Genomic DNA, 21,272 nt, shown 5'->3' with positions numbered 1-21,272 from the left:
GCGACTTCATTATCAAGGGTAAACGCAAAAAACGGAACGAAACATGCTGATACCCTGCTTCGTTCCGCCCATCTTTTAATCTTCGTCCCATTTCGTTAGTGAACTTACTCTACTCTAAAGCAACCCTTTATTGAATGGAAAAAACTTCTTTTTTCAATAATTCTTCTGGTGTCTGCCCTATCACATCACTGTGAAAATAATCGCGTATAACGCCATCTTGAAGATAGTTGGCGATCGACACCATAATCATCCCTTGATCCAGTGCCAGATAAGCTTTTGCAAGTTCTCCCGTTTCAACATTGACTGAGTCATAGAACCCATATTTGCCAAACATTTTGAAGTTCTTTAAAGCTTTAATGTTCTTTCGAACAGCTTCAGGGGCATAATCCAAGGCCAGAAATGTTGCATGTGCTGTTACCGTTGCTCCATCTTTATAACCTGAGGTACCTAACGGCGTTGCTGCAAACTCACTGTAACCTGTCGGAGTTGCAGAAGGTGAAAAGCCCCATGCGGCATACCCTTTTTCTTTGGCATATTCGATCTGCAATTCAACATGACGCTGGTTGTTCAATCCCAAAGCTTGAGTACCCAACTCTTTTTCCTTTATGACCATACCGGGCATAAGAGCTTCAAACATACTACCTCCCCAGCTTGGCACGAACTTTTTATCCTTGTATACATAACTCCCTTCAAACACATCCACTCCATCGTACTTAACGGATTTACCTTGAGGAATCTGAGCTTGCCAATCCCATTCTTGTGGTAATGTGCGATACATCTTCCACCAATGATCTTGGGGAACGTCACCTTTCCCAATGGCAATATAACTGCCTACACGTGGTTCCGTATAAAACATCCCATAATGGTGGTCCGTCAGCGCGCCTTTAGACACATCATAACCTCCGCGGAATTGGCCGACTTCAGGATCATATAGCGGAGTATAATTCATATTTGTAACCAACTTGCTTGTTTCCCCATGAAGTTCTTCATAGGCTTGCCCAACAACAATTAAACCAGCGGATAACCAGCCATTATCGACTTGGGAAATAAATTGGCCCCAATCTTTCTTCACTGATCCGTCATCCGTGTTATACCAGTTATAAAATAGGCCGTTCCACTTTTCTAACTTTTCGAGGGAATGTATAGTCGTTTGCAGGCGTTGTACAGCTTCTTTCTTTGAAATAATGCCCAATTGTTGCGCTGAAACGGTACTCATCATATACATTGCAATGTTCGTGGGCGAGGTACGTTTAGCTTCTTCTGTCCCGTTTTCAGTGTGCCGTACTTCATCGTAAGTCAAGCCAGTGTTCTGATCTGTATAGTCCTCAAAAAACGTATAGGTCTTATATGCAATCGCTTTCAATTCTGCTCGAAATCCAATTAAATGGTTTGAGTCACCTGCTGAAGCCATAGGAGTTAAAGCTAGATTAGCTAACAGACAAAAAGTTAAAATAAAGCTGAATATTTTTACTTTTTTCATGATTTTCTCCCTTCAAATGGATTCGAAACGTTTCGTGTATATGTTATCATAATTTTCCCATTTCCGTAAACAATAAAATAAAACGCTTACAAAAACGGAATATAATGTGGCTTAATTATAAAGGTAAATTCGAAACGTTTCATTAAAGGAACTACTTTAAGGCAACTCACGTGGAATTATATGACGATTTGATCGTTCGGGGGACTTTTAGATTCAAAATTGAAGAGATAAAAAGCCTGACTCCATAGGAATCAGGCTTAACCCTTCACGTATCCATTCTGAACCTTTCTAATTTGCTACAACTGTTGTTCCGCAATACTCGCAGTCCGTTGATTGCTTAGGAAGCACTTTTGCCTTCGCCCCACACCCCGGGCAACTCACTGAAATAGGCCTTTGTGGCTCTTCAACTTTTTCTTCGGCTTTCTCTTCAGCGTTTTCCTTGTCTGAAAAATTGATCTCTGTATAGTTAATTGTATTATGACTACTGTAACTCACGGTGTTGCTATTGTAACTTGAATAAGTATGCGGATTCACATTTTCGCGATCAAGATGACCTCCATAGTCTCCTCCATAAAACTTTCGTTCCGGGACACGTTTTTTCCTAAGCAATTTAATACCAAAATATAAAAACAAAAATTCAACGATCATAAATCCAGCCATAGCAATGAGATTTTTAGTACCTCTGAAATTATTTGCATTAAACATGGCAATCGGGATCGCAATGGCATAAAATATAAAAAAGAGTCCAAATAACTTCCTTAACAACACGATTCCTCCTTAAAACATCACACTACACCTAGCTGTGTATATTACAAGTATCCGTAAAAGAAGTCATTGAGTCAGCTATGCAGTTTAAGAGATCCTCATTGTCGTTCCACAATACTCACAATCCGCAGACAAAGTAGGATATACCTTTACCTTGGCCCCACACCCTGAACAATTCACGGCTACAGATTCTTGAAGTTCATCTTTCTCTTCATATTTCTCATGATGCTGATCCTCGTAATTTTGCTTATCAATAGAATCGTAGTGATGATATTGATCAGTGTTAGAACGAGACTTAGGTCGACCACACATTTTAATGCCCGTAACAAGTACGATAACCCCAGGGATAAAAAGAATTATCGTACTGATAATGGCCGTTTCTGTTCCCTCGGATATTAATATTAAAGATAACAAGATCGTCAGAGACGAAAGGATAATGAATATAATTCCAAAAAATCTTTTCACCGCGTTTCCTCCTACAATTTATGATTTGCTTGTCATGATCTGTTGATTGCGCTCTTTCAAACGGAACTTTAACTGGGATAGTTGCGAAGCAAAACGTTCACTATTTATTAATTCCCCTGCTTCATACTGATTTGCAAGCTCACTGTTCATCAATTCAATATCCAGCAAGATCTGGCGGTCATTTTTCTCAAGGGAATCCGGTGTGATTGGGTCACTATACTTTACAAGTTCAATTAATGATTGAACGGTTTTGCGCTCCTCTTCCACAGTTAGGACGGGATGTTGCACCATGGTATGAAGCAATTGCTGTAAAGCTTTTTCGATTAATTGTAAGTTTGCGATTTTTGTCTGTTCATCTGTTTCATGACGGCGCACACTCTGAATATAGATCATAATGATTCCGCACAAAATAGTTGCGATCGCAATCGTTACCGTGTGTAACAATACGAACCAACGAAGCGCATGATCTGCTGAACCTGTTAACAACGTGTAGATCATCACACAAATTAGATAAATAACCAATACTACACCTAACGCTGTGTAACCTGGAACAAATCGTTTAAACCGATCCATATTTTGCATAATGAACCGTGCGTAGATCCAAATAGCCGTAATCGCTACATAAGAAGCAACGAGATTCATCCAAAAAGAAAACGATAGAAGCGCATGATTAAACACCGTAAAAGAAACGATTGACGATACTATCATGCATATTAAATAAACGACATCCAAAATCAGGAGATTGCTGCGTTTTACCACCACTATGCCTGTCCCCCTTCTTGCAGATTGTTTCCGCAATCAAGACAGAACTTCTGGCCGGGTTTTACTTCATGTTGGCACCGACTGCATTTCAAGCTTAAACTTGTGCCACAGTTGCCACAGAATTTTGTATGACCGGAATTCATATGGTTACAGTTAGGGCATGGGCTAGGCATCGGTTGATGACATTGAATACATTCCAATGCGTTCTCTGCATTATCCGCTCCACATGATGGACACGCATGGTATTTGTCACCACAGTTAGGACAGAATTTGGTTCCCTTTGGCAAAGCATGTCCACAATTGTTGCAATCTGTTGTTACTGCGGACTTTTCGGCTAGTGAATTGCCACATTTGCTGCAAAAAGAGCTGTTCTCCTGGTTCGGATGATTACACTGCTTACATATACTTACTGCAGGCGTTTCCTTAGTCGACATCACTTTAGACATCTGGGACATCTCGCTACTGAAAGAACCACCCAGACCAACCCCCATACCCATACCAAGTCCTGCGCCCATGATGTCTGACTGCATGCTTCCTTCATTCTTCGCTGCACCTTCAAGCGTATCAAACGAACGTTCTTGCTGATATGTGTACCCAATAATATCCATCTCAGCTTTGCGCGCCAACGCTTCTCTTAATCGAATGACGGAAGGATCTTCTTCGGGCAGATTGACGTTGTGAATATAGAGGTTGATCAACTCAATACCAAATTCTTCAAAAGTAGAAGCTATTGTGTCTGCGAAATGCTTTGAAATCTCGGCGATATAGGCATTGATCTCCAAAACACTAACTTTTCTATGTATTAGATAGGATGACAACATGGAGTTAATATTCATGATAATTAGCCCGCGGAAGTAATTAATCATATTAGCTTGGGTAAACTCAGGCAGTGTGCCCACAAGCTTGATCAAAAATTTCCGTGAATCCGAGATTTTAATTCCCATTTGTCCAAATGTTCTTACGGGAACAATAATATTATACTTGGGATCCTGGATCTGAATCGGATTCGCCGTTCCCCATTTAACGTCCAATGCGCTTACTTGATTGACATACCAGACTTCTGCTGCAAAAGGTGACTTTCCTCCGAACGGAAGGTTAACGAGTCGGTTCAAAATTGGGATATTCGCAGTACTCAGCGTATGCCTTCCGGGTCCAAACATATCAAGCGCTCTTCCGTCCTTGAAAAGAATTGCTTGTTGAGATTGATTCACAATCAACTGGGTCCATGTTCCCAACTCAGTCTCAGGATGTTTCCAAGCAAACACATCAGGTGAGCCATCATACTTAATTACGTCAATAATCGCCATGTTTAATTCCTCAATTCAGTATTAGATTACTATAATTTACTAAAAGGTTCTTTTGAAAAACACTGATTCTAGACCAATTCCTATATTAAAAATTTTTCAGAATCTTTCATAAACTTGTTTCCATGTTTAGGCATTGATATTTTACCATTTCTAACCTTAATGCGCACTAACATAGTTCATTTTTCATATGATATTTTTCCTATTTCGACATGTTTATAATAGTAAAAACCTCTTCCAAATGTTAAATAGGAAAGAGGTTAATAGAAAGTTCGTATACAATCTATCTAATTCAAGAAATCCTCTATAGCTGCAATAGGATCTCCCATGAACTCTTCAAATGTAGCTATCGTTCCATGTTCTTGATGTTCAATATCTGCATATCCAATCATTTTTTTACTCGGATTCCAAACAATCAGAATATGTGAGTATTGATCGATGTTTGAGGATATGCGCAGCAGCTTTTGCCTGCCCATTTTCATCTCCACCGTATCAATCAGATGAAAGAATTCTATATATCGGATGCCTGATTCATTATCTTGCAAGTCCATTCTTCTATGAGTGCTGGTTAGAAAATCAATGAGTTTTTGTGGCAGTTTATATGATTTCAATGCATGCAATTTGTTGCTCATATCCTGAAATTCTTGAGGTTCATGCCCCTTTAGATATTCCGCCATTTCTTCATTTTTCTGACTCACTGCAATCGTATACGCCCGCTCTCCATCCTTCTCCTGAATAGTCACATCTGCTCCTTGGTCCACCAGATATCGAACCATCTTCATGTTATTATGTCGTGCAGCTACCGTGAGAGGCGTAGCCTTGTACGGATATACCATATCCGGTTCATTGTAATTGACATCCACTCCTTGATCCAGCAAGTACTGGACTGTCATCATATCGTGATCAGCTACCGATTTCTGAATATCCAATCCCAGTTCATTCAGCACTGTTATATTCTTTTTGTTACCATAGTAGCCTTCATCATATGCACTAGATTTGACCCGATTAAGTCCATTTAACTTGGCACCGTGCTTGTACAGGTATCGCACCATTTCTTCTCCACAATATCTGACTGCCTTCAGGATCGCCGGATTATTTTTGGCATTCAGATTAACTCCATGCTCTACCAACAACTTAACCACTGCCGGTTGATTACAGATTAAGGCAAGGTCGAGTGGCGTTAATACTATGTATTTACTGAGCGTAATCTCTTCTTCGAGATCCATGCCCTGTTTAATGAATTGTTCTACAGCATCGGTATCTCCCTCGTATATTGCCCTGGCATGAGCAGGAAGCGTTTCAAACGATCCTTAATTTCCGATTTTGAACAAGAAAGTTCCCCCTATTCCTTTGTCTAAACCTCTTCTATATAACCACATGTTGTGAAAAATCAAAATATTAGCTTGAGTATCCACTCTCGATCATAATCAACGTCCCAATTTTGAATCCACTCGCAAAAGCCTCTTTTGAATGTATAGAGTGAACTTGATCCATCATATCAAACAATAACTGAAGTTGTTTAAATTCATCCTCCGAAAGCTCTCTCTTGAATTTTTCAATATAAGCTGTAATCTCCTTATTAATAGATCGATACGCCGAATCTTTAGGAACAATACTTTCCTCCGGTCTCAGGTTACCGTAATATAATTCTTCTATTATATTTCCCACATCACATCCCCCTTTCTCTAATAAATGCCTTGTGCTCTTCTCATGACAATTATATAAGATTGACAGACAATGCTGGAGATTTATGCAATATTCGCATGAGATTCTTATCGCTTTCATAGGATATCGCATTTTACAAGCTTGGTGTGACATAATAATGTAGCGCTTGTTGAGCCCTACCTCGGGAGTATGCTAAGATAATGGACACCTATTTCTACAAAATCCTATAACAAAACAATCGCACAGAAAGGACACTATGAATCCTTCATCACTGTCATCCAAATTACAACAGATTGTTCCACAGCTGGATCTGCGAAGCTGCCTCGTCAGCGTACGCGGTGAGATCATGTACGAACACTACCGCAACCAGGAGGCTGCGACCGATATTGCAAAAATTAATTCATGTACCAAGAGTGTGCTGTCCGCACTCATCTGTATAGCGATGGATAAAGGTTTGTTGCCAGAGGCTTCAACCCCAATCTCCACCTTTTTTCCACAGTTGACATCCGATCCTGACCCGCGCAAACCAGCGATCACACTGGAACAACTGCTCACCATGACAGCCGGATTCAACTGGGATGAGTTCGGTGGGCAGAATTCATTCCCTCGCATGACCCGCACCGATCATTGGGTGGATTTTGCATTGGAACAACGGTTAAGTCATGTACCGGGTACACATATGGAGTACAACTCAGGAGTATCACAGATCCTATCCGCCATCCTGATGCAAAATGCAGGTATGAACGTAGCCGAGTTCGCAGAACTTTATCTTTTTGGCCCGCTGGGAATTAAGCATTACGAATGGGAAAGTGATCCTCAAGGTGTACATACTGGCGGATTCGGCCTAAAGATGTTCCCCGTAGATCTGCTGAAATTCGGTCAGCTGTTTCTACAGCAAGGGATGTGGGAAGGGGAGTCTCTCATTTCCAGTCATCTCGTATCCCGTTCGACGCAGCCTTTCATTACAGTCACTCCACCGAATCACGGCAGTTATGCTTGGCATTGGTGGGTGGATGTCTATCCGAATGAAAGGTCTGCCGCCGAAGGTATTGCTGCTGAAGACGACCAACCCAATCTTCATTATTATTACGCGCGAGGATTTGGTGGTCAGTATGTATATATTGTCCCAGAGCTCGAACTTGTTACGGTGTTAACCAATGACAAACGAAAGAAAGAGAAACCTCCGTTGGATATTTTCCCTCGATTAATTGCCCCTGAGCTATGGAAAATGTTATAAACGCAGGCAGTCCTTCTCTCCTGTTCGACCAATAAACCCCCAACCTTATGTAGGCATAACCAGCCCATAGGTTGAGGGTTTATTCGTCATGCCAAAGCTTCTTCGATAGCAATTGTTATTGGATACGGACCAGACTCTTGATTAGAGACCACAACCAGTTGTAGATCATAGTCCGGATACACGGAAGACATGAACGAAACCCCTGGATCAAACCCCATGACATGAAATTTGAAAATGTCTTCCTCCTTGCGGTCAATCCAGATACCCTGCCCATAATACTCTTCATCCTCTTGATGAGCATGTGGTGTTAATAACTGCTGTGTCGTCTCTTCATTCAACAATTGGTGACCCAGCAAAGCCTCCCAGAATCGAATCATATCCGGCGCTGTAACATATGCCCCACCATCTGATCCACCTTTGACAGGAATAGAGAACATATTAGTATTCCAAGAGCCATCTTCATGATCGATATACCCTAAAGCTGTGTTACGCGGGAGCTGATCTGTTACGAAATAACCGGAGTCCTTCATGCCACACCTTTTGAAAATGTGCTCTTCCACATAATCTGTAAATGACAGTCCTGAATGTTGTTCCACGATAAGTCCCAGCACAATGAAACCCGCATTGTTGTAATGAAAACGTTCACCCGGAGCAGACTTCATTGGCAGATGCTGAAACATGGGCAGAAAGTCACTTAAACGCCGCATCGCGTAGACGGGTCTGTCTTTCCATAATTCTGAAAAGTCTTCCATCACTTCTTCATCGAAATAATCCGGAATGCCTGACGTGTGTGTTAACAACTGCTGGATGGTGATCCCTTCGTCCCACAGTGGGAACTCCACATCCAACACATCCGTAAACTTGGAATCCGCAGACAACTTGCCTGCTTCAATGAGTTGGCATATACTCACTGCCGTGAAGATCTTACATCCTGATGCAATTCCAAAGCGTGTGTCCACCTGATTGGCAAGCTCTTCACTGCGATTCGCATAACCACGTTTCATATTCAAAAGGGTTTTCCCGGCTTGCTGGAGTAATACAACACCCGAAAAATTCACGCGTTCCATGACTTCTTCTACTTTTGTTGTCAGCTCAACTGCATTTAACATTTTGTTGTTCACCTACTTGTCTATGTATTCATTACATTCTCATTCTTCGTTATATCCTACATACCTGCCAAATTTTCATAAAAAGAAGGATTACTCCCTTATAAAAGGAAATACCCTTCTTCAGACAACGTAAGATTAAGTTGGACAAAGCATGCTCAAATGCTGTTCAATCACTTGTTCCACTCGTTTTCCCGTAAGTCTATCTGGCTGCATGCCCCAAGACAACATGAGTTAGCGTAACGCTTGCAGGTCCGACTCGGGACTTTCTGCACTCTTCTTCGTTTCACCGAGAGACCTCGTATTGATCAGATAATACAATGCGGCATAGATTGAAGTGATAAACGTGCCAAAGAACAGGCAAAACGCAAGAGACGGGCGGCTTACACTTTCGTGCATCAGTTCAATCAGCGTCTCGCGATTTGTCAGTGCATCCCAGCTATTCAGTCGATATACACGTCCAAGCAATACCCCGTAACTTCCCAAAGCACTGCCAACCAGTACAAAGATCCAGGATGCCCAGCGTCCAATTCGGTGATAGATCACTTCCTGAAGCTGATACATCGACAGGAATCCAAGCAGGAGTCCAGTCCAGACAAACATTAATACAACACTCAAGTCGTACCAATACGTGTAGTCCACTCCGTTCCCACCATAATACCTGGAACTTCTCGCTGTCAGATGAACCAAATCCGTAACAATGTAAGAAGAGTTCGGGAAGAATAACAACCACAGCAGACCACTTGCGACTGCAAGCCATGCGGCACCTTTCCATTTCACATCACTTAGAAGATAGGCTGCATAAGAGAACACAAAAGGAATCCAGCCCAAGAACAGATTCCAGATCAGGAAGCGGAAATAACGCTGATCCAGCCAATCTGCGGCTACATAGTACAATCCAAGCGTTACTATTGTGACCACACTAAGGAAAATAAATATGCGAATATAATTCAGTTTTCTCAATGATTCTGACCTCACTTGATAAAATTCAAATTAATTTCGAAAATATCGGATGATTTCTTCCTTGTTCTTTTCAACACGTAAATTCAATCCACGTTTATCCTTTAATCCATACTGCTGTAGTTCATGGCCTGGATCAAGCACCAACGGTTTAGTCGCCACATCGACCAGCAAGTCCATCGTCAATTGATAGGTTTCCCGTAACTTGTCCATCGGCAGAGAAGATTCATACCGTTTAATGAGCTCAATCAGACGTTCAGCATACACGAGACGAACCATACTGTCCGCACTCTTCAATTGTCTTGAGGCAAATTCTGTAATTGCCTTAATTATATTGGGTTCTGTCCGATGTTTGGCAATCAACGCAAGTTCATCCACCGCATCCCAATTCATGATAGACAGCTCGGAACTTAATTGTTGAATTCGCTCCCCTATCCATTGTTCCTCTAACTCTTGGGGTACGTCCCATCGCTTATAGTTGGCATACACGCCTTCTCGATGCATCTGTATAGCGGTCCCGTAATGTTTGACGAACAAATCCTTTGCTACACCCCAATCGGTCTCTTCCATCTTTAACCACCACCATACCTGTTCCTAATTGTGCGTATATTCCTAACACATTACATAAGTTTACTACTCTCTAAGCATACTATAGAAGTTGAACTATACATTTGCACGAGAACGCAGAGGACAGAAAGAACCTGAAGAAGCAAAGCGTTCGCTAAAAGCTTTCTACAAGAAAGCTACTTCGGAAGCATAAGCTTATCACCGGATTTTCACCTTTGTAATATTAAATTAAAAATCTGGGGATAACAGCGATCGGAAGGTTGTTCTGTCATCGGAGTGGCAAGTGTAAATATTTTTTCGTTCAACTTATATAGAATCATACCATTTACCAAAGGAGAATCAAATTTACAATGAATCCAAATTCCATGAACCCTCAGAATGTAGTACAACCCACATTGAATGCTAATCCAAATGTCACCCCTAACATGAATCATGGCGGCCATGAGATGTTCGATGTGCATGAGATTCTGTCCTCCACCATTAACGTGCTGGATCAATACATGATCTTTCGTACATTTGTGCAGAGCCAGGAACTGATTGGTATTCTGGACCGGCAGTACAACTTCATATTATCCCAGTACAATCTGACAGCAGAGTGTTTTGCATCCGGACAGAAGCCTCATCAAGAGACGGCAACCTACATGATCCCCAACATCGTACCACCGGTATATGGCCTTAAGCCCTCAGCACCGAAAAAGCCAAACCAGAGCTTGGCCGATGTTAAGGATGCCGGGATTAGCGCTCATATGCTGGGACTGATCAAGTCACATGCGAGTCTGCTCGGCATGTCCTGCAGCGAGATCACAAATGGAACGGTTCGCCGAGTCATCGCTTCTCAGATCCAGCATTTTATCGAGATGGCCTATGAAATTTTCATGTTCCAGAATAAAAACGCCTATTATCAAGTCCCTCAACTCAATCCAAGTGATACACAACAGATGCTTCAGGCATATATTCCAGCAACCGGAGCACCTCAGATGCCTATTAACAGCAAACCACTTCATTAATTAGAAAATAAAGTCAGAATACCTAGAACAGTCTCTTTAACCCTTTCGGGTTTTAGGGGCTGTTCTTTAATTATTTGTAATCATTTCCCTACTGAAGACACTTGATTCGCTTACCAGAAACTGGTTTAATCAAAGACAGAACTTACATATTAAACATACGGATCATACATATAAAATGCGGTAAAATGCAGTTATAAGAAAATTCTAATGGCTTTTTCTTCATTACGGGGAGGTATACAAATGAGATGGAAGCAACCTGCTAAACTTGGTTTACTGGCTATGGCTCTCGGCTGTACTGCCATTGGCGCAATAATCACACCTTCAACAACACTGGCTGCACCTGTTCCCGCTTCCAAAGCGGTGTATCATCAGTTCCAAACCTATCGAACAGAGGCACTGAAGTCCACAGAAAGTCTGGTTAAAGCCCGTAAATACCTGATGAATCATATCAAAAAAGTCGGTCCTTGGCAGGCCACGCTAATGACGCTGCAACTGGAGAACATGCAGAACGTGAAATTGGCTAATATGGATCACCAAATGTATACGGAACAATTTCAACAGGCCATATCTCAAGCCCATGAACAACTTGGTTACGAACAGAAGCTTACATATAGTCGTCTGCTCAAAGAAATTAAAGATCCGACCGTGAAGAAGCTTCTGCAGGAAGCATCTGATCTCGGGTTCAAACTGGAAACCAGTGAAGGCTTGTATTACCCCATCATCAATTATGAGATATACCAAAAGTTCAAACCCTTTGTTAAGGCTGATATTGCTGCATACATTAATATTATGGCTACCGAATCCAACCAAATGACGACTTCAGATGGTGGCATTATCATCTCTTGGAACGAATTAATCCAGCGTGCATTGGAGAAAGAAGCCTTTTTGAACAAATTCCCGAATTCCAATCGCACATCAGCAGTGAAGCAAGGGTTATTTGTGGATTATCTCTTTTATGGAAGTGACAACACGCCTGCATATGATTGGTACACGGATGAAGAAATCCGCACCATGGACCCTGAGGTGAAAAAAGCTTACGAGAAAGCTTTGGCTAAGCGGGAGCCTAATACGGGGAGTGTTCTTCTCGATACCATGGAAAAGATTTTGCAGGTTCTGAATCAGAACAATGATGAGCTTACACCTGAAGTCCGAGCAATCATTGAGCCTGTTCAACAACAATTTTCCAGGGAATAATTGGATGCTAAATCGCAAAATGTGAATGCAAAAAAGCGGCAGTCCTCGAGAGAGAGGTTGCCGCTTTTTTGGCAATCATATTAAGTCCTTACATTTGGATCACAAAGTTGAAATGTCTATTGATGTAAGTTTGTTCGGATTAACGACGAGATACACGCCCTCAATCCGCTCTCCAGAAGCGTCCAACTCCAAACAGAGTACCTCGGACAATTGTCCGTCTTTCATCAACGCAAGTTGAAGCTCACCATTGATCCACATCGGTACCCATTCTCTCTCACGCAATCGCGTAAGGACTCGCCGTGAGGTCAGGAGTGCAAGCACACCTTTGTGCACGTTCATTGTTCTCATCACCGTATGCACAACGCCACCGCCATCTGCTGTAAATACAGGCTGATCCGCCAATAACTCGAGCATGGCAGAGACGTCATAACGAAGGAAAGCCGTTGTAAAACGGTTCAGCAATTCACCTTTGGCGATCATATCCGCATCACTCTGCTCGATCGGCGGAAGTCTTTCGGGCAGATTTCGTCTGGCACGGCTAAAGATTTGACGGCAGTTACTCTCCGTTTTGCCCAGCCAATCCGCAATTTCGGAATAATCATATCGGAATGCTTCACGAAGGACAAAAACAGCCCGTTCCATGGGCGATAGACGCTCCAACATGACCAGATAGGCGTAGGAGATCAGCTCTTTTTTCTCCATCGTTTCCTCTGGCATGTTCGCCTCTTCACTGTCACCCATCGGCTCTGGCAGCCACTCACCAACATAACTTTCCCGCTGATTACGGGCGGAATTTAGCAGATTCAAGCTTCGGTTCACAACCAGTCTGGCGATGTAGGACTTGGGATTACGAATATCCTGAGACGTGCTCTGAATCCCCGCAAAGCAATCCTGCACTATATCCTCAGCTTCTACCACACTGCCCAGCATGCGGTAAGCTATTGAAAATGCATATTTTTTATAACGAATATACAACTCACCAACATCCAGAGAAGACACTTCTGGCTCATTGGCGTGGAAATTAGAATTCATAAGAAGCCTCCTCTGGCATGGTGCGTGTATTTTTAGTTAAAGCAACCCGGATACATTCCAGTTGTGATCGCAATCCGGTTCCAGTTATTAATCGTGTTAATGGCCAAGATCAGATCCACCAGTTCGGATTCACTGAAATGTTCACGAACCTTATCGTACAACGCAAGGGGTACACCGTGCTCCGAGATTCGGGTCACCGCTTCAGCAAGCTCCAGCATAACACGTTCTTGATCCGTGAAGAAAGCCACTTCACGCCACACACTCAGCAGGAGAATATGATCCGCATAATCTCCCAGTTTCATCAGATCTTTGGCATGCATATCGAGACAAAAGGCACAGCCATTGATCTGGGACACGCGGATTTTCAACAACTCGTATAACACTTTATCCTCAAATTGCCCGGATATATATTGCTCCATCGCCATCATCGCTTTAAAAGCGCCTGGACTCACTGCTCTGTAGTTGGTTCTTAAATTCATTTCATTCGCCTCCGTCATTTGGTTTACATACTGTAGACAAACGACGGACGGGATCTGTGACATTCTTTGCGAAAATCTTTTTTATTCCCACACGAATGGTTGCTCAACTAACGAATATTCACACTGAGATTCTGATGACAGGACAACCTTCATGGAGTCCATAATCAGTAATAGAAAAACATACTGAAGGTTGTTCTCTTTTCTATAATTAACATCTGGCGTGAGAAAAATCCGGATTTTTCCGTATCCATGTACGGTTTTCACTAAGCTGTTTGTGATTTCAACCAAAAGTAGGTTGGATATATTGATACATTGACCAAAAGAGTAGTAACATACGGCTAATCAAGTAAACTTTTCTAACATCAATAAGAGAATCGTTTATTCATCTCGGCAAGGAGTGTTTAATATGATAACTTCCAACGCAAACCGTAATGTGACGTCCGAATTGCCTAGAGGCTGCACGTTCACCGCTGAAGACTGGCATGTATTATCCCAATATTGGTATCCGGTAGCCCAAGCAACCGAAGTAACAGACAAACCCCTGGCTGCTCAATTACTCGATGTGAAGCTGGTCCTTTATCGCAGTAATGATCAGATTGTCGTAGCCAAGGATCTTTGTTTTCACCGCGGGGCCCCGCTAAGCAAAGGCTGGGTAGAAAATGGCGAGATTGTCTGCCCTTATCACGGTTTTCGTTATAATTGTGAAGGAACATGTACCGCAGTTCCTGCGCACCCAAGTTCCAAGATCTCGCCTAAGCTCAAACTTATCGTGTATCCGGCAGTCGAACGTTATGGCTTAATATGGACCACTTTAGCGGGAACGGAAGAACAGATCCCCTCCTTCCCTGGATGGGATGATCCAGATTATATCAATATTTTGCCACCCAACTTTGACATTGCTGGTTCCTCTGGACGGCAAATGGAGGGATTCCTCGATGTATCCCATTTTGCCTATGTGCATACGGAAACGTTTGGTGACCGAAACAATACAGAAGTGCCCCAATACAAAGTGAAACGCGAGGGTAATGAGTTACTGGCCGAGTATTGGAGTACGGTGAGCAACTATGGCAAAGGGCAAGATCTGGTTGCTCCAGAAGGTTTCCAATGGTTGCGTGAGTTTCGGGTGTTCCCGCCTTTTGCGGCTTCTCTGACGGTACATTTCCCAGGAGACGACAAGCTGAATATTCTGAATTGTGCTTCGCCGATCTCTGCCCGTTATACACGTTTATTCTGTCCAATCACACGAAACTTTGACAAAGACGCTCCGATTGAAGACACAATCAAGTTCAACTTGCAGGTATTTGAAGAAGACCGCGAGATGGTCGAGTCCCAGAAACCGGAGGATCTGCCCCTGGATCTGCATGCCGAGGCCCATATTCCCGCTGACCGTACTTCAATTGCTTATCGTCAATTATTAACGGAGCTTGGCTTGGGACGAAATTACACATCGTAAATTTAAATCATATATAAGTTCAACTAATGAATATATTTACACTGGACGTCTATGATTCGTTAACACTCCATGCTCCGGACACGTTCAGGTATGGATCGGCTTTCAGCAGGTTTGAAGACACCTTTAATCAAAAAAGAAGCGTTCCTTTGCGGACGCTTCTTTGTCTATACCTAATTCAACTGAAGTACCACTGTGTATTAGATAAACCTTGCCTAATAAACCATCATTTTTCCACTTGATTATTCGTATTCACAGATAGCTCTCTATAATACGGACAGCCCGGCTCATGAATAATACGGGGATCTACCCAAGTACCCCAGTACGGAAGACGGTTTACGTAAGGTTGCATATTGGGCTGAATATTTGGTGGCATATTTGGTTGCGTGTTTGGTGGCATGTTGGGTTGTGTGTTTGGTTGCATGTTTGGCTGTACATTGGGTTGTACATTAGGCATTACGTAAGGCTGATGATTCACATTTGGAGCATTGTTAGAGGCAGGAGCAGTTGAAGGCTGGCAATCTGCCGGCGGGCCAATAATCACTGTTTTTTGGATGGGAGCCAGCGCATCTTGAACTTTTTTCTCATCCAGACAGTACGTATAAGCCAGAAGTTTTGCAGGTGTAAGTCGCAAGGTGTCTGAGCCAAATATCGCTTCAGGAACCGGAGCATCAAAGATTGCGAGTAAGTGTGTATGATCTGCAGTAGCCACTTCATAATGCCACCAGCCTTGAGGAACGTTAGCCACCTGCCCCGGAGTAATCGGGAAATGAAGCAGCTCGTTCGTAAACGGATTAATGAGGGAAACAACTGCCGAACCGCTGATGCAGTATACCAACTCGGTTGCATTCTGATGAATATGAGGTTCAACCACATTGCCAGTGTTGAGGAAAATATCCAGTAAAGAAGTATTGCCCAGTGTGTTTAACTGCCTGATGGAAAGAGAGTTAATATAGTTGTTCTCATCCTTCTTGAATAACGGATTCTTGCTCAAATCGTAAGTAAATTGGGTGGTTGGTAAAGTGTAATCCATGTATGAGGTTGCCAAAATAAAACGCCTGCCCTTCGCTCTCGGTTTAGGTCATAACTTATATGCCAGCTTATGCCCAGCGCCCAGATCCGTGAGCCCATTTCCTCCAAGTTATTAACGAGTAGCCAATGAGCCCTGAGTCAGACATCCCGAGCAGGGCTCATTTGATATTAAGATTTTGCTTCGTCGGGAATGTCCTCCCAACTAATCCCTAATGGAGTACTATTCAAATTTACACTCTGAAGCCAACTCATTCGCTTGACCATGTCTGGCATTCCCTCGATCAAACCATTAGTTACACTCAAATAACGTAGTTTCTTTAGTTTCTCTAGTTCAGGCGGAAGCTCACGAATACCAGAATACCCTATATCCAGAGTTACGAGTTCACTCAATTCACCAATCTCGGCTGGAATATGTTTCAGACCAAGATCCGACTTCTTCTTTGGCTTCCACCCGGTAGGAACATGATAAGAACTGCCGCAATAAATTCTAAGCTCTCGAAGTTGTTTCAATTTTCCAATGTCTTGGTGAATACCTTCCAAATCCGCCGTCATGATCTCCAATTCTTCCAATGATGTCAATTCAAAAAGGGCTGGAGGAAGCGTATAAACATCCTGCTCAAAAATTGTCAAACGTTTCAAGTGCTTTAATTCCCGAATACGTTCCGGAATCTCTTTCAAGTAATGTGAACTAATATTCAGCACATCCGTCTGATGCCTGATCGCATCGTCCAGTAAGCAATGAATGTCCTGATGCCGATCTAATCTAAAAAATAACCCAGTGATTCGCTCCATTAGCTCAATCGCTTCTTCTTCTGTAATATGCATGCCATACATATTCTCATGAGCAACAGTGTAGAAGTAGTCACTTCCATCCTCGTTCAAAAAACATAGATCATCTGGCATTGAGGGATATAACCAGTCATGAAAGCGGTTGGCTTCCTCCTTAAGGATCTGCCCTGATTCCGGCGTGCAACGATATATGTAATAAATCCCCTCTGAATACATGGCGCCACTTTTCATCATCATTTCTTCCATCGTACTGCTTTCAATCAGATACGGATCCAATCTCCGTAACACTGTGATAACTCTTTCGGGTGTAGCTTCCTCAGCATATTTTCTGTCAACCAGCATAAAACGATCTGTCTTCTCGATCAATTCGTCAATCAACAGTTCATAGGCATTTCCTCTTGGATCAGTGTGAAAAGCTACGGCTACCATACGTTCCCCCTCATGACTCTATATTCATTAATCTTCAATCTGCTGTATCATCTGAAACCACTGTGGCATAGGCTGATATCATCATTCCAGTTATTGGAGGCTTGTTACATGGCATACGGCCCTGGTTCAGCATCATCCCCGCAACCTGCGGGTTATCCTTACCCTTATTATCCACCACCACCGCCACCGTACCCTTACCCGTATCCTTATCCATACCCACCCATCGTTCCTGTTCCACTGCCATATCCGATCGGCGGACCTTTGTGGCATGGTGGATATCCCGGCGGTGGCTACCCCGGTGGACACCCTGGTCATTTTCCAGGAGGTGGCTATCCCGGTGGACCTCACGGAGGTGGATCTGGCGGTCCGGGTGGACACGGAGGACCTCCAGGGGGAGGATTTCACGGACATCGTTTCTTCCAGTGGTAATCTTTAGACTCATTCAAAGTACTGGTTCATATCAGATAAAGAAGTTGCTTCGGCAGCTTCTTTATTATTGAAGGAATTGTCTAATCGTTCAGGATTTAATACGTGATCTCATCCATCATCTTCAGATTATGGTTCGACATGCTGAGGAGATCCGTGAAGGTAGGCGTTAGATAATAGACAAAGTCCGGATCGTGCACGTACATAATAATCTGCCCATACGTGCCTTCCTCCGTTGGATCGAAATCGAGCATCGGATACAGTGAACCTCCCGCGATCGTTGCAAAAGGAATCCATGGTTTATGGAACAGGTATGGCTTGATCTCCGGGTCCAATTGGCTGATTTCTTCGGCAGAATAATACTCTTCGAGCTTCTCATCCACTTCACAGAAGTATTGTTTGGTCTCTCGAATCTCTTCCAATGACATCAGATAAAAGGGTGTACATCGGCCCGTCTCGGCATCACCCGGGTACAGCACATGCAACCCGTAACCACTGCCGTCTTTGCCTTGATAAAAGGTACGAAAATCGCCAGGCAACCGGACGCCATACTCCTTTTCGAATAAATCGAGACTTTCCTCGGATGCACCTTCCCGATGTTGATATTCTTCGAACAATTGCCGAATCTCTTGATCCTGTATTTTCTCATCTAACAAGCGATTTAGCTCGTCCATTAGCACGTTTAGTGATACATTCGGCTCCAATCTCACCACACCTCCCCTAACTCACTTCTTCCCTTCTTGCACATATTGATGATATCCCCAAAACGCTTCTTCCTCTCCGCCGCCTTCAATCAAAATCATGACTGCGTAGGATAACAATTAAGCCATTGTTCCATCAATGCCACCTGTTCGTCCGAGATGAGATTGTTTCTGCGGAGCATGCCCTCGGGTTCAACGGCCCAAGCACGGGCCATGTGAGTAATTCCCCATAAACATGCCATGACTTCCCGATCAAGTGAAGGCCGTGCAAATTCGGGTGCCAGAACCCGCAATACCTCCATCAACTCATGAAAATTCTCCTCAATCAAATGTCCACGGAAAGGCCGCAAACTTCCAATAAAACCGTTCTCCATCTTGGGTTGAGTCAGATCATCATAGGCAAAGGAGTGACATTTTAATAACGTTACAGCCTCTTCACGTTCCATTCCTTCACCCCTAACCAGGTCATAATGCTACCTCACCAGCGCAGAGGTTCCTCTCCACGCCACAACACATACCTCTCCAACTCACGAAGAGTGCCTGTACCGATCCCGTATTCATCCATCTCTTTCGAATGAAGATCGAGCACATGCAACATGCCACCATACGTACCTACTGCAAGTTTGGACCGCTCTGGTGATACGGCGAGAGAATAGATCGTACTGCCTACAAAATGACGCCATACTTCCTCACCCTTGTCATTCACACAATACAAATAACCGTATGCATCTCCAAGTACCATGCCCGCCTCTATTTCCACTGCTGCATACACACGTGCATTCTCATTCATCACTGGCCAATCTTCCTTTGTTTCGTTGCCTGCAATAGATTCCAGCGGGACCTGTATCGTGACCCCGTTATAGAAATGACATGCATTGAACCAGACGGTCTGGTTATCACTGGTGAATGCTGCATAATGAGGGTAGCTCGATTCTGGATAGAGAGAGTATGTTTTGTTCAGCTGGCGGTCCATCACCATATGATTGCTTCCTTGGCTACCATATCCAATCCATCGACCATCCCGTGATACAGCTGCATGTCCCATATCTATCTGTGTATCCTCTAGTTCATATTCTTCGATCTCTGAGAGATCGGGATGAAGCAAGGTCACCTGGGCTTGTGTGACAAGATATATCCCGTATCGTGAATGTATAAGTAGTGCTCTGCCTTCATCCATAGGTATAAGTCCTTCAAGTGTCCGTTCGGGATGCTCACAGTCCGCAAGCGATTCGATCCGAGGAAAGGAAGACTGTATCCGGGCTTGAATATCCTCCCAACGATATGTCGCCAACTCCTGTCCTTCCAACCTGCGATCAGGCTGCCGGATGACACGAATCCCATCCGGCCCTGCAAGCGCATAGTCCAATCCATCTGATGAGCACCCTGCAAAAGTATACGTAGAAATCAACTGCCATCCGTGCTGATCCATCGTATAGATCTGACCCTTCTCCGTGAAGATTCCCGTGTTACATACACACGTTTCTTCGTTCAGATAACCTGCAACTTTGACCGCTTGCATAGAAGTCTGAAACGCCTCATTCAGTGGCCACGTCGCTGCTGGCAGCTCACGTCGGAGCACCTCCAAGTCACCGTGGAGATTGGCCTGTCTCACCATATGGAACACTTCAGTACTCATTCTGCTTCTGGAGTCTCCCTCCACTCTAACCCTATTCATATGCCGTGCAATGATGTGCTTGCAAAAACAAACTGATTTCGTTATCCGTCGCCTCCTCCGCACCATTCTTTTCTTCATAGAACAGGGCAACCTCTCTCCCTGTTGCATAGTTAAATCGTAAATATCCTCCCATCGATACCATGAACATCTTGCACATGTACTCATTCTCCAACACAGCGTCCCACTTAAATTCTGTTTTGCATGTATCGGCGAGTTCCTTCATGGAGCTTCCCTGTTCCGTCCCTGAAAAATGGTAAAAGGTATGTTTCCGAAGCTCATTCCACGGTTCAAAGTATAGTGGCGTTATCGGTTTATCCTGATGGTAATACCCACAATAGATCCGGTCCAGCGTTTCGCCAAATTCAGTCTCTGAGCATGTCCATAAGGTGATATTCTCATCATGACGCGGTAGCCACAACAGTCCCTCAACTTCCGGATGAACAGCAAGGAAATCTCCATCTACAGAACTGCCGATGGAGATGCACTGCTCAAGTTGATGTTGACTTATAGGCGAATCATCCGTATGTATCCAAAAATTATATTCAACAAAAGGCTTCAGCACTTCAGGGTCCGGTCTCTGCACATTCATCCATCCCGTATATGTACCTTCCCCGTAGTGTTCAATCCAGGTACGGTATGACAAAGGTAGCGAGATGGCGTGCTGTTGTTCAAAGTGATCCAGTTCCTCTGCTGGAACTGGCTTAAGTACACGGGATACAATATACATTAGTCGACATCTCCCATCTC

Annotated in this window: 23 protein-coding genes; 5 read left to right on the top strand and 18 right to left on the bottom strand. The window is 43.4% G+C overall.

Annotation, left to right across the window (positions count from 1 at the left end; translation table 11 throughout):
• Positions 1 to 127: 127 nt before the first annotated feature.
• From J7E78_RS10630 to J7E78_RS10600, 7 genes are all read right to left on the bottom strand, one after another.
• Positions 128 to 1,480, bottom strand: coding sequence for a glucoamylase family protein (locus J7E78_RS10630; RefSeq protein ID WP_215076119.1), 1,353 nt, complete (start codon positions 1,478 to 1,480; stop codon positions 128 to 130).
• 288 nt (positions 1,481 to 1,768) lie between these two features.
• Positions 1,769 to 2,245, bottom strand: coding sequence for a hypothetical protein (locus J7E78_RS10625; protein WP_215076118.1), 477 nt, complete (start codon positions 2,243 to 2,245; stop codon positions 1,769 to 1,771).
• An 87-nt stretch (positions 2,246 to 2,332) separates the two neighbouring features.
• Positions 2,333 to 2,710 carry a hypothetical protein gene (locus J7E78_RS10620; protein WP_215076117.1) on the bottom strand — a complete coding sequence of 126 codons (378 nt, stop codon included), beginning with the start codon at positions 2,708 to 2,710 and terminating at the stop codon, positions 2,333 to 2,335.
• Between the two features lie 18 nt (positions 2,711 to 2,728).
• Positions 2,729 to 3,472 carry a hypothetical protein gene (locus J7E78_RS10615; RefSeq protein ID WP_215076116.1) on the bottom strand — a complete coding sequence of 248 codons (744 nt, stop codon included), beginning with the start codon at positions 3,470 to 3,472 and terminating at the stop codon, positions 2,729 to 2,731.
• On the bottom strand, positions 3,472 to 4,779 hold the full coding sequence (locus J7E78_RS10610) for an SPFH domain-containing protein (RefSeq protein ID WP_215076115.1): 1,308 nt from the start codon (positions 4,777 to 4,779) through the stop codon (positions 3,472 to 3,474). Before J7E78_RS10610 ends, J7E78_RS10615 begins: the two co-directional genes overlap by 1 nt.
• Positions 4,780 to 5,063: 284 nt before the next feature.
• Positions 5,064 to 6,050 (bottom strand): ankyrin repeat domain-containing protein, encoded by a 987-nt coding sequence (locus tag J7E78_RS10605; protein ID WP_311516984.1) that lies wholly within the window; start codon positions 6,048 to 6,050, stop codon positions 5,064 to 5,066.
• Between the two features lie 124 nt (positions 6,051 to 6,174).
• A complete protein-coding gene (locus J7E78_RS10600; RefSeq protein ID WP_215076114.1) occupies positions 6,175 to 6,444 on the bottom strand; it encodes a DUF6809 family protein in 270 nt (89 codons plus the stop codon).
• Between the two features lie 253 nt (positions 6,445 to 6,697).
• Between J7E78_RS10600 and J7E78_RS10595 the strand changes: the two genes are divergently transcribed.
• Complete coding sequence (locus J7E78_RS10595) at positions 6,698 to 7,678, top strand: serine hydrolase domain-containing protein (RefSeq protein WP_215076113.1); 981 nt, start codon at positions 6,698 to 6,700, stop codon at positions 7,676 to 7,678.
• Positions 7,679 to 7,764: 86 nt separating this feature from the next.
• Here J7E78_RS10595 and J7E78_RS10590 read toward each other — a convergent pair whose 3' ends face one another.
• The 3 genes from J7E78_RS10590 to J7E78_RS10580 all read right to left on the bottom strand — a co-directional run bounded on the left by J7E78_RS10590 (position 7,765) and on the right by J7E78_RS10580 (position 10,314).
• Positions 7,765 to 8,787 carry a serine hydrolase domain-containing protein gene (locus J7E78_RS10590; protein ID WP_215076112.1) on the bottom strand — a complete coding sequence of 341 codons (1,023 nt, stop codon included), beginning with the start codon at positions 8,785 to 8,787 and terminating at the stop codon, positions 7,765 to 7,767.
• Positions 8,788 to 9,018: 231 nt separating this feature from the next.
• Complete coding sequence (locus J7E78_RS10585; protein ID WP_215076111.1) at positions 9,019 to 9,747, bottom strand: DUF1361 domain-containing protein; 729 nt, start codon at positions 9,745 to 9,747, stop codon at positions 9,019 to 9,021.
• Between the two features lie 30 nt (positions 9,748 to 9,777).
• Entirely contained in the window at positions 9,778 to 10,314 is a 537-nt protein-coding gene (locus J7E78_RS10580) for a hypothetical protein (RefSeq protein ID WP_215076110.1), read from the bottom strand.
• A 362-nt stretch (positions 10,315 to 10,676) separates the two neighbouring features.
• Between J7E78_RS10580 and J7E78_RS10575 the strand changes: the two genes are divergently transcribed.
• Both J7E78_RS10575 and J7E78_RS10570 read left to right on the top strand, forming a co-directional pair.
• Entirely contained in the window at positions 10,677 to 11,318 is a 642-nt protein-coding gene (locus J7E78_RS10575) for a spore coat protein (RefSeq protein ID WP_397330533.1), read from the top strand.
• Between the two features lie 240 nt (positions 11,319 to 11,558).
• On the top strand, positions 11,559 to 12,512 hold the full coding sequence (locus J7E78_RS10570; protein WP_215076108.1) for a hypothetical protein: 954 nt from the start codon (positions 11,559 to 11,561) through the stop codon (positions 12,510 to 12,512).
• Between the two features lie 99 nt (positions 12,513 to 12,611).
• Here J7E78_RS10570 and J7E78_RS10565 read toward each other — a convergent pair whose 3' ends face one another.
• Both J7E78_RS10565 and J7E78_RS10560 read right to left on the bottom strand, forming a co-directional pair.
• On the bottom strand, positions 12,612 to 13,544 hold the full coding sequence (locus J7E78_RS10565) for a sigma-70 family RNA polymerase sigma factor (RefSeq protein ID WP_215076107.1): 933 nt from the start codon (positions 13,542 to 13,544) through the stop codon (positions 12,612 to 12,614).
• A gap of 32 nt (positions 13,545 to 13,576) precedes the next feature.
• The gene (locus tag J7E78_RS10560) at positions 13,577 to 14,023 is read right to left on the bottom strand and encodes a carboxymuconolactone decarboxylase family protein (protein WP_215076106.1); all 447 of its coding nucleotides are present in this window, start codon (positions 14,021 to 14,023) and stop codon (positions 13,577 to 13,579) included.
• A 406-nt stretch (positions 14,024 to 14,429) separates the two neighbouring features.
• On the opposite strand from J7E78_RS10560, the gene J7E78_RS10555 reads away from it, so the two are divergent.
• Entirely contained in the window at positions 14,430 to 15,476 is a 1,047-nt protein-coding gene (locus tag J7E78_RS10555) for a Rieske 2Fe-2S domain-containing protein (RefSeq protein WP_215076105.1), read from the top strand.
• A 223-nt stretch (positions 15,477 to 15,699) separates the two neighbouring features.
• Here the strand turns inward: J7E78_RS10555 and J7E78_RS10550 are convergent, their stop codons facing one another.
• Both J7E78_RS10550 and J7E78_RS10545 read right to left on the bottom strand, forming a co-directional pair.
• Positions 15,700 to 16,521: a cupin domain-containing protein gene (locus J7E78_RS10550; protein ID WP_215076104.1), complete on the bottom strand. Its 822-nt coding sequence runs from the start codon at positions 16,519 to 16,521 to the stop codon at positions 15,700 to 15,702.
• A gap of 152 nt (positions 16,522 to 16,673) precedes the next feature.
• Positions 16,674 to 17,723 carry a leucine-rich repeat domain-containing protein gene (locus tag J7E78_RS10545; protein WP_215076103.1) on the bottom strand — a complete coding sequence of 350 codons (1,050 nt, stop codon included), beginning with the start codon at positions 17,721 to 17,723 and terminating at the stop codon, positions 16,674 to 16,676.
• Between the two features lie 108 nt (positions 17,724 to 17,831).
• Between J7E78_RS10545 and J7E78_RS10540 the strand changes: the two genes are divergently transcribed.
• The gene (locus tag J7E78_RS10540; protein ID WP_215076102.1) at positions 17,832 to 18,152 is read left to right on the top strand and encodes a hypothetical protein; all 321 of its coding nucleotides are present in this window, start codon (positions 17,832 to 17,834) and stop codon (positions 18,150 to 18,152) included.
• A 95-nt stretch (positions 18,153 to 18,247) separates the two neighbouring features.
• Here the strand turns inward: J7E78_RS10540 and J7E78_RS10535 are convergent, their stop codons facing one another.
• The 4 genes from J7E78_RS10535 to J7E78_RS10520 all read right to left on the bottom strand — a co-directional run bounded on the left by J7E78_RS10535 (position 18,248) and on the right by J7E78_RS10520 (position 21,252).
• Entirely contained in the window at positions 18,248 to 18,853 is a 606-nt protein-coding gene (locus tag J7E78_RS10535) for an SMI1/KNR4 family protein (RefSeq protein WP_251034935.1), read from the bottom strand.
• 95 nt (positions 18,854 to 18,948) lie between these two features.
• A complete protein-coding gene (locus J7E78_RS10530) occupies positions 18,949 to 19,296 on the bottom strand; it encodes a hypothetical protein (protein WP_311516978.1) in 348 nt (115 codons plus the stop codon).
• A gap of 32 nt (positions 19,297 to 19,328) precedes the next feature.
• Positions 19,329 to 20,486 carry a hypothetical protein gene (locus J7E78_RS10525; protein WP_215076101.1) on the bottom strand — a complete coding sequence of 386 codons (1,158 nt, stop codon included), beginning with the start codon at positions 20,484 to 20,486 and terminating at the stop codon, positions 19,329 to 19,331.
• A 31-nt stretch (positions 20,487 to 20,517) separates the two neighbouring features.
• Positions 20,518 to 21,252 (bottom strand): SMI1/KNR4 family protein, encoded by a 735-nt coding sequence (locus J7E78_RS10520; RefSeq protein WP_215076100.1) that lies wholly within the window; start codon positions 21,250 to 21,252, stop codon positions 20,518 to 20,520.
• Positions 21,253 to 21,272: the final 20 nt, after the last annotated feature.

This window comes from Paenibacillus polymyxa (assembly GCF_018614975.1).
Classification (GTDB): domain Bacteria; phylum Bacillota; class Bacilli; order Paenibacillales; family Paenibacillaceae; genus Paenibacillus; species Paenibacillus polymyxa_E.
This window is presented reverse-complemented; position numbering and strand designations above follow the sequence as displayed.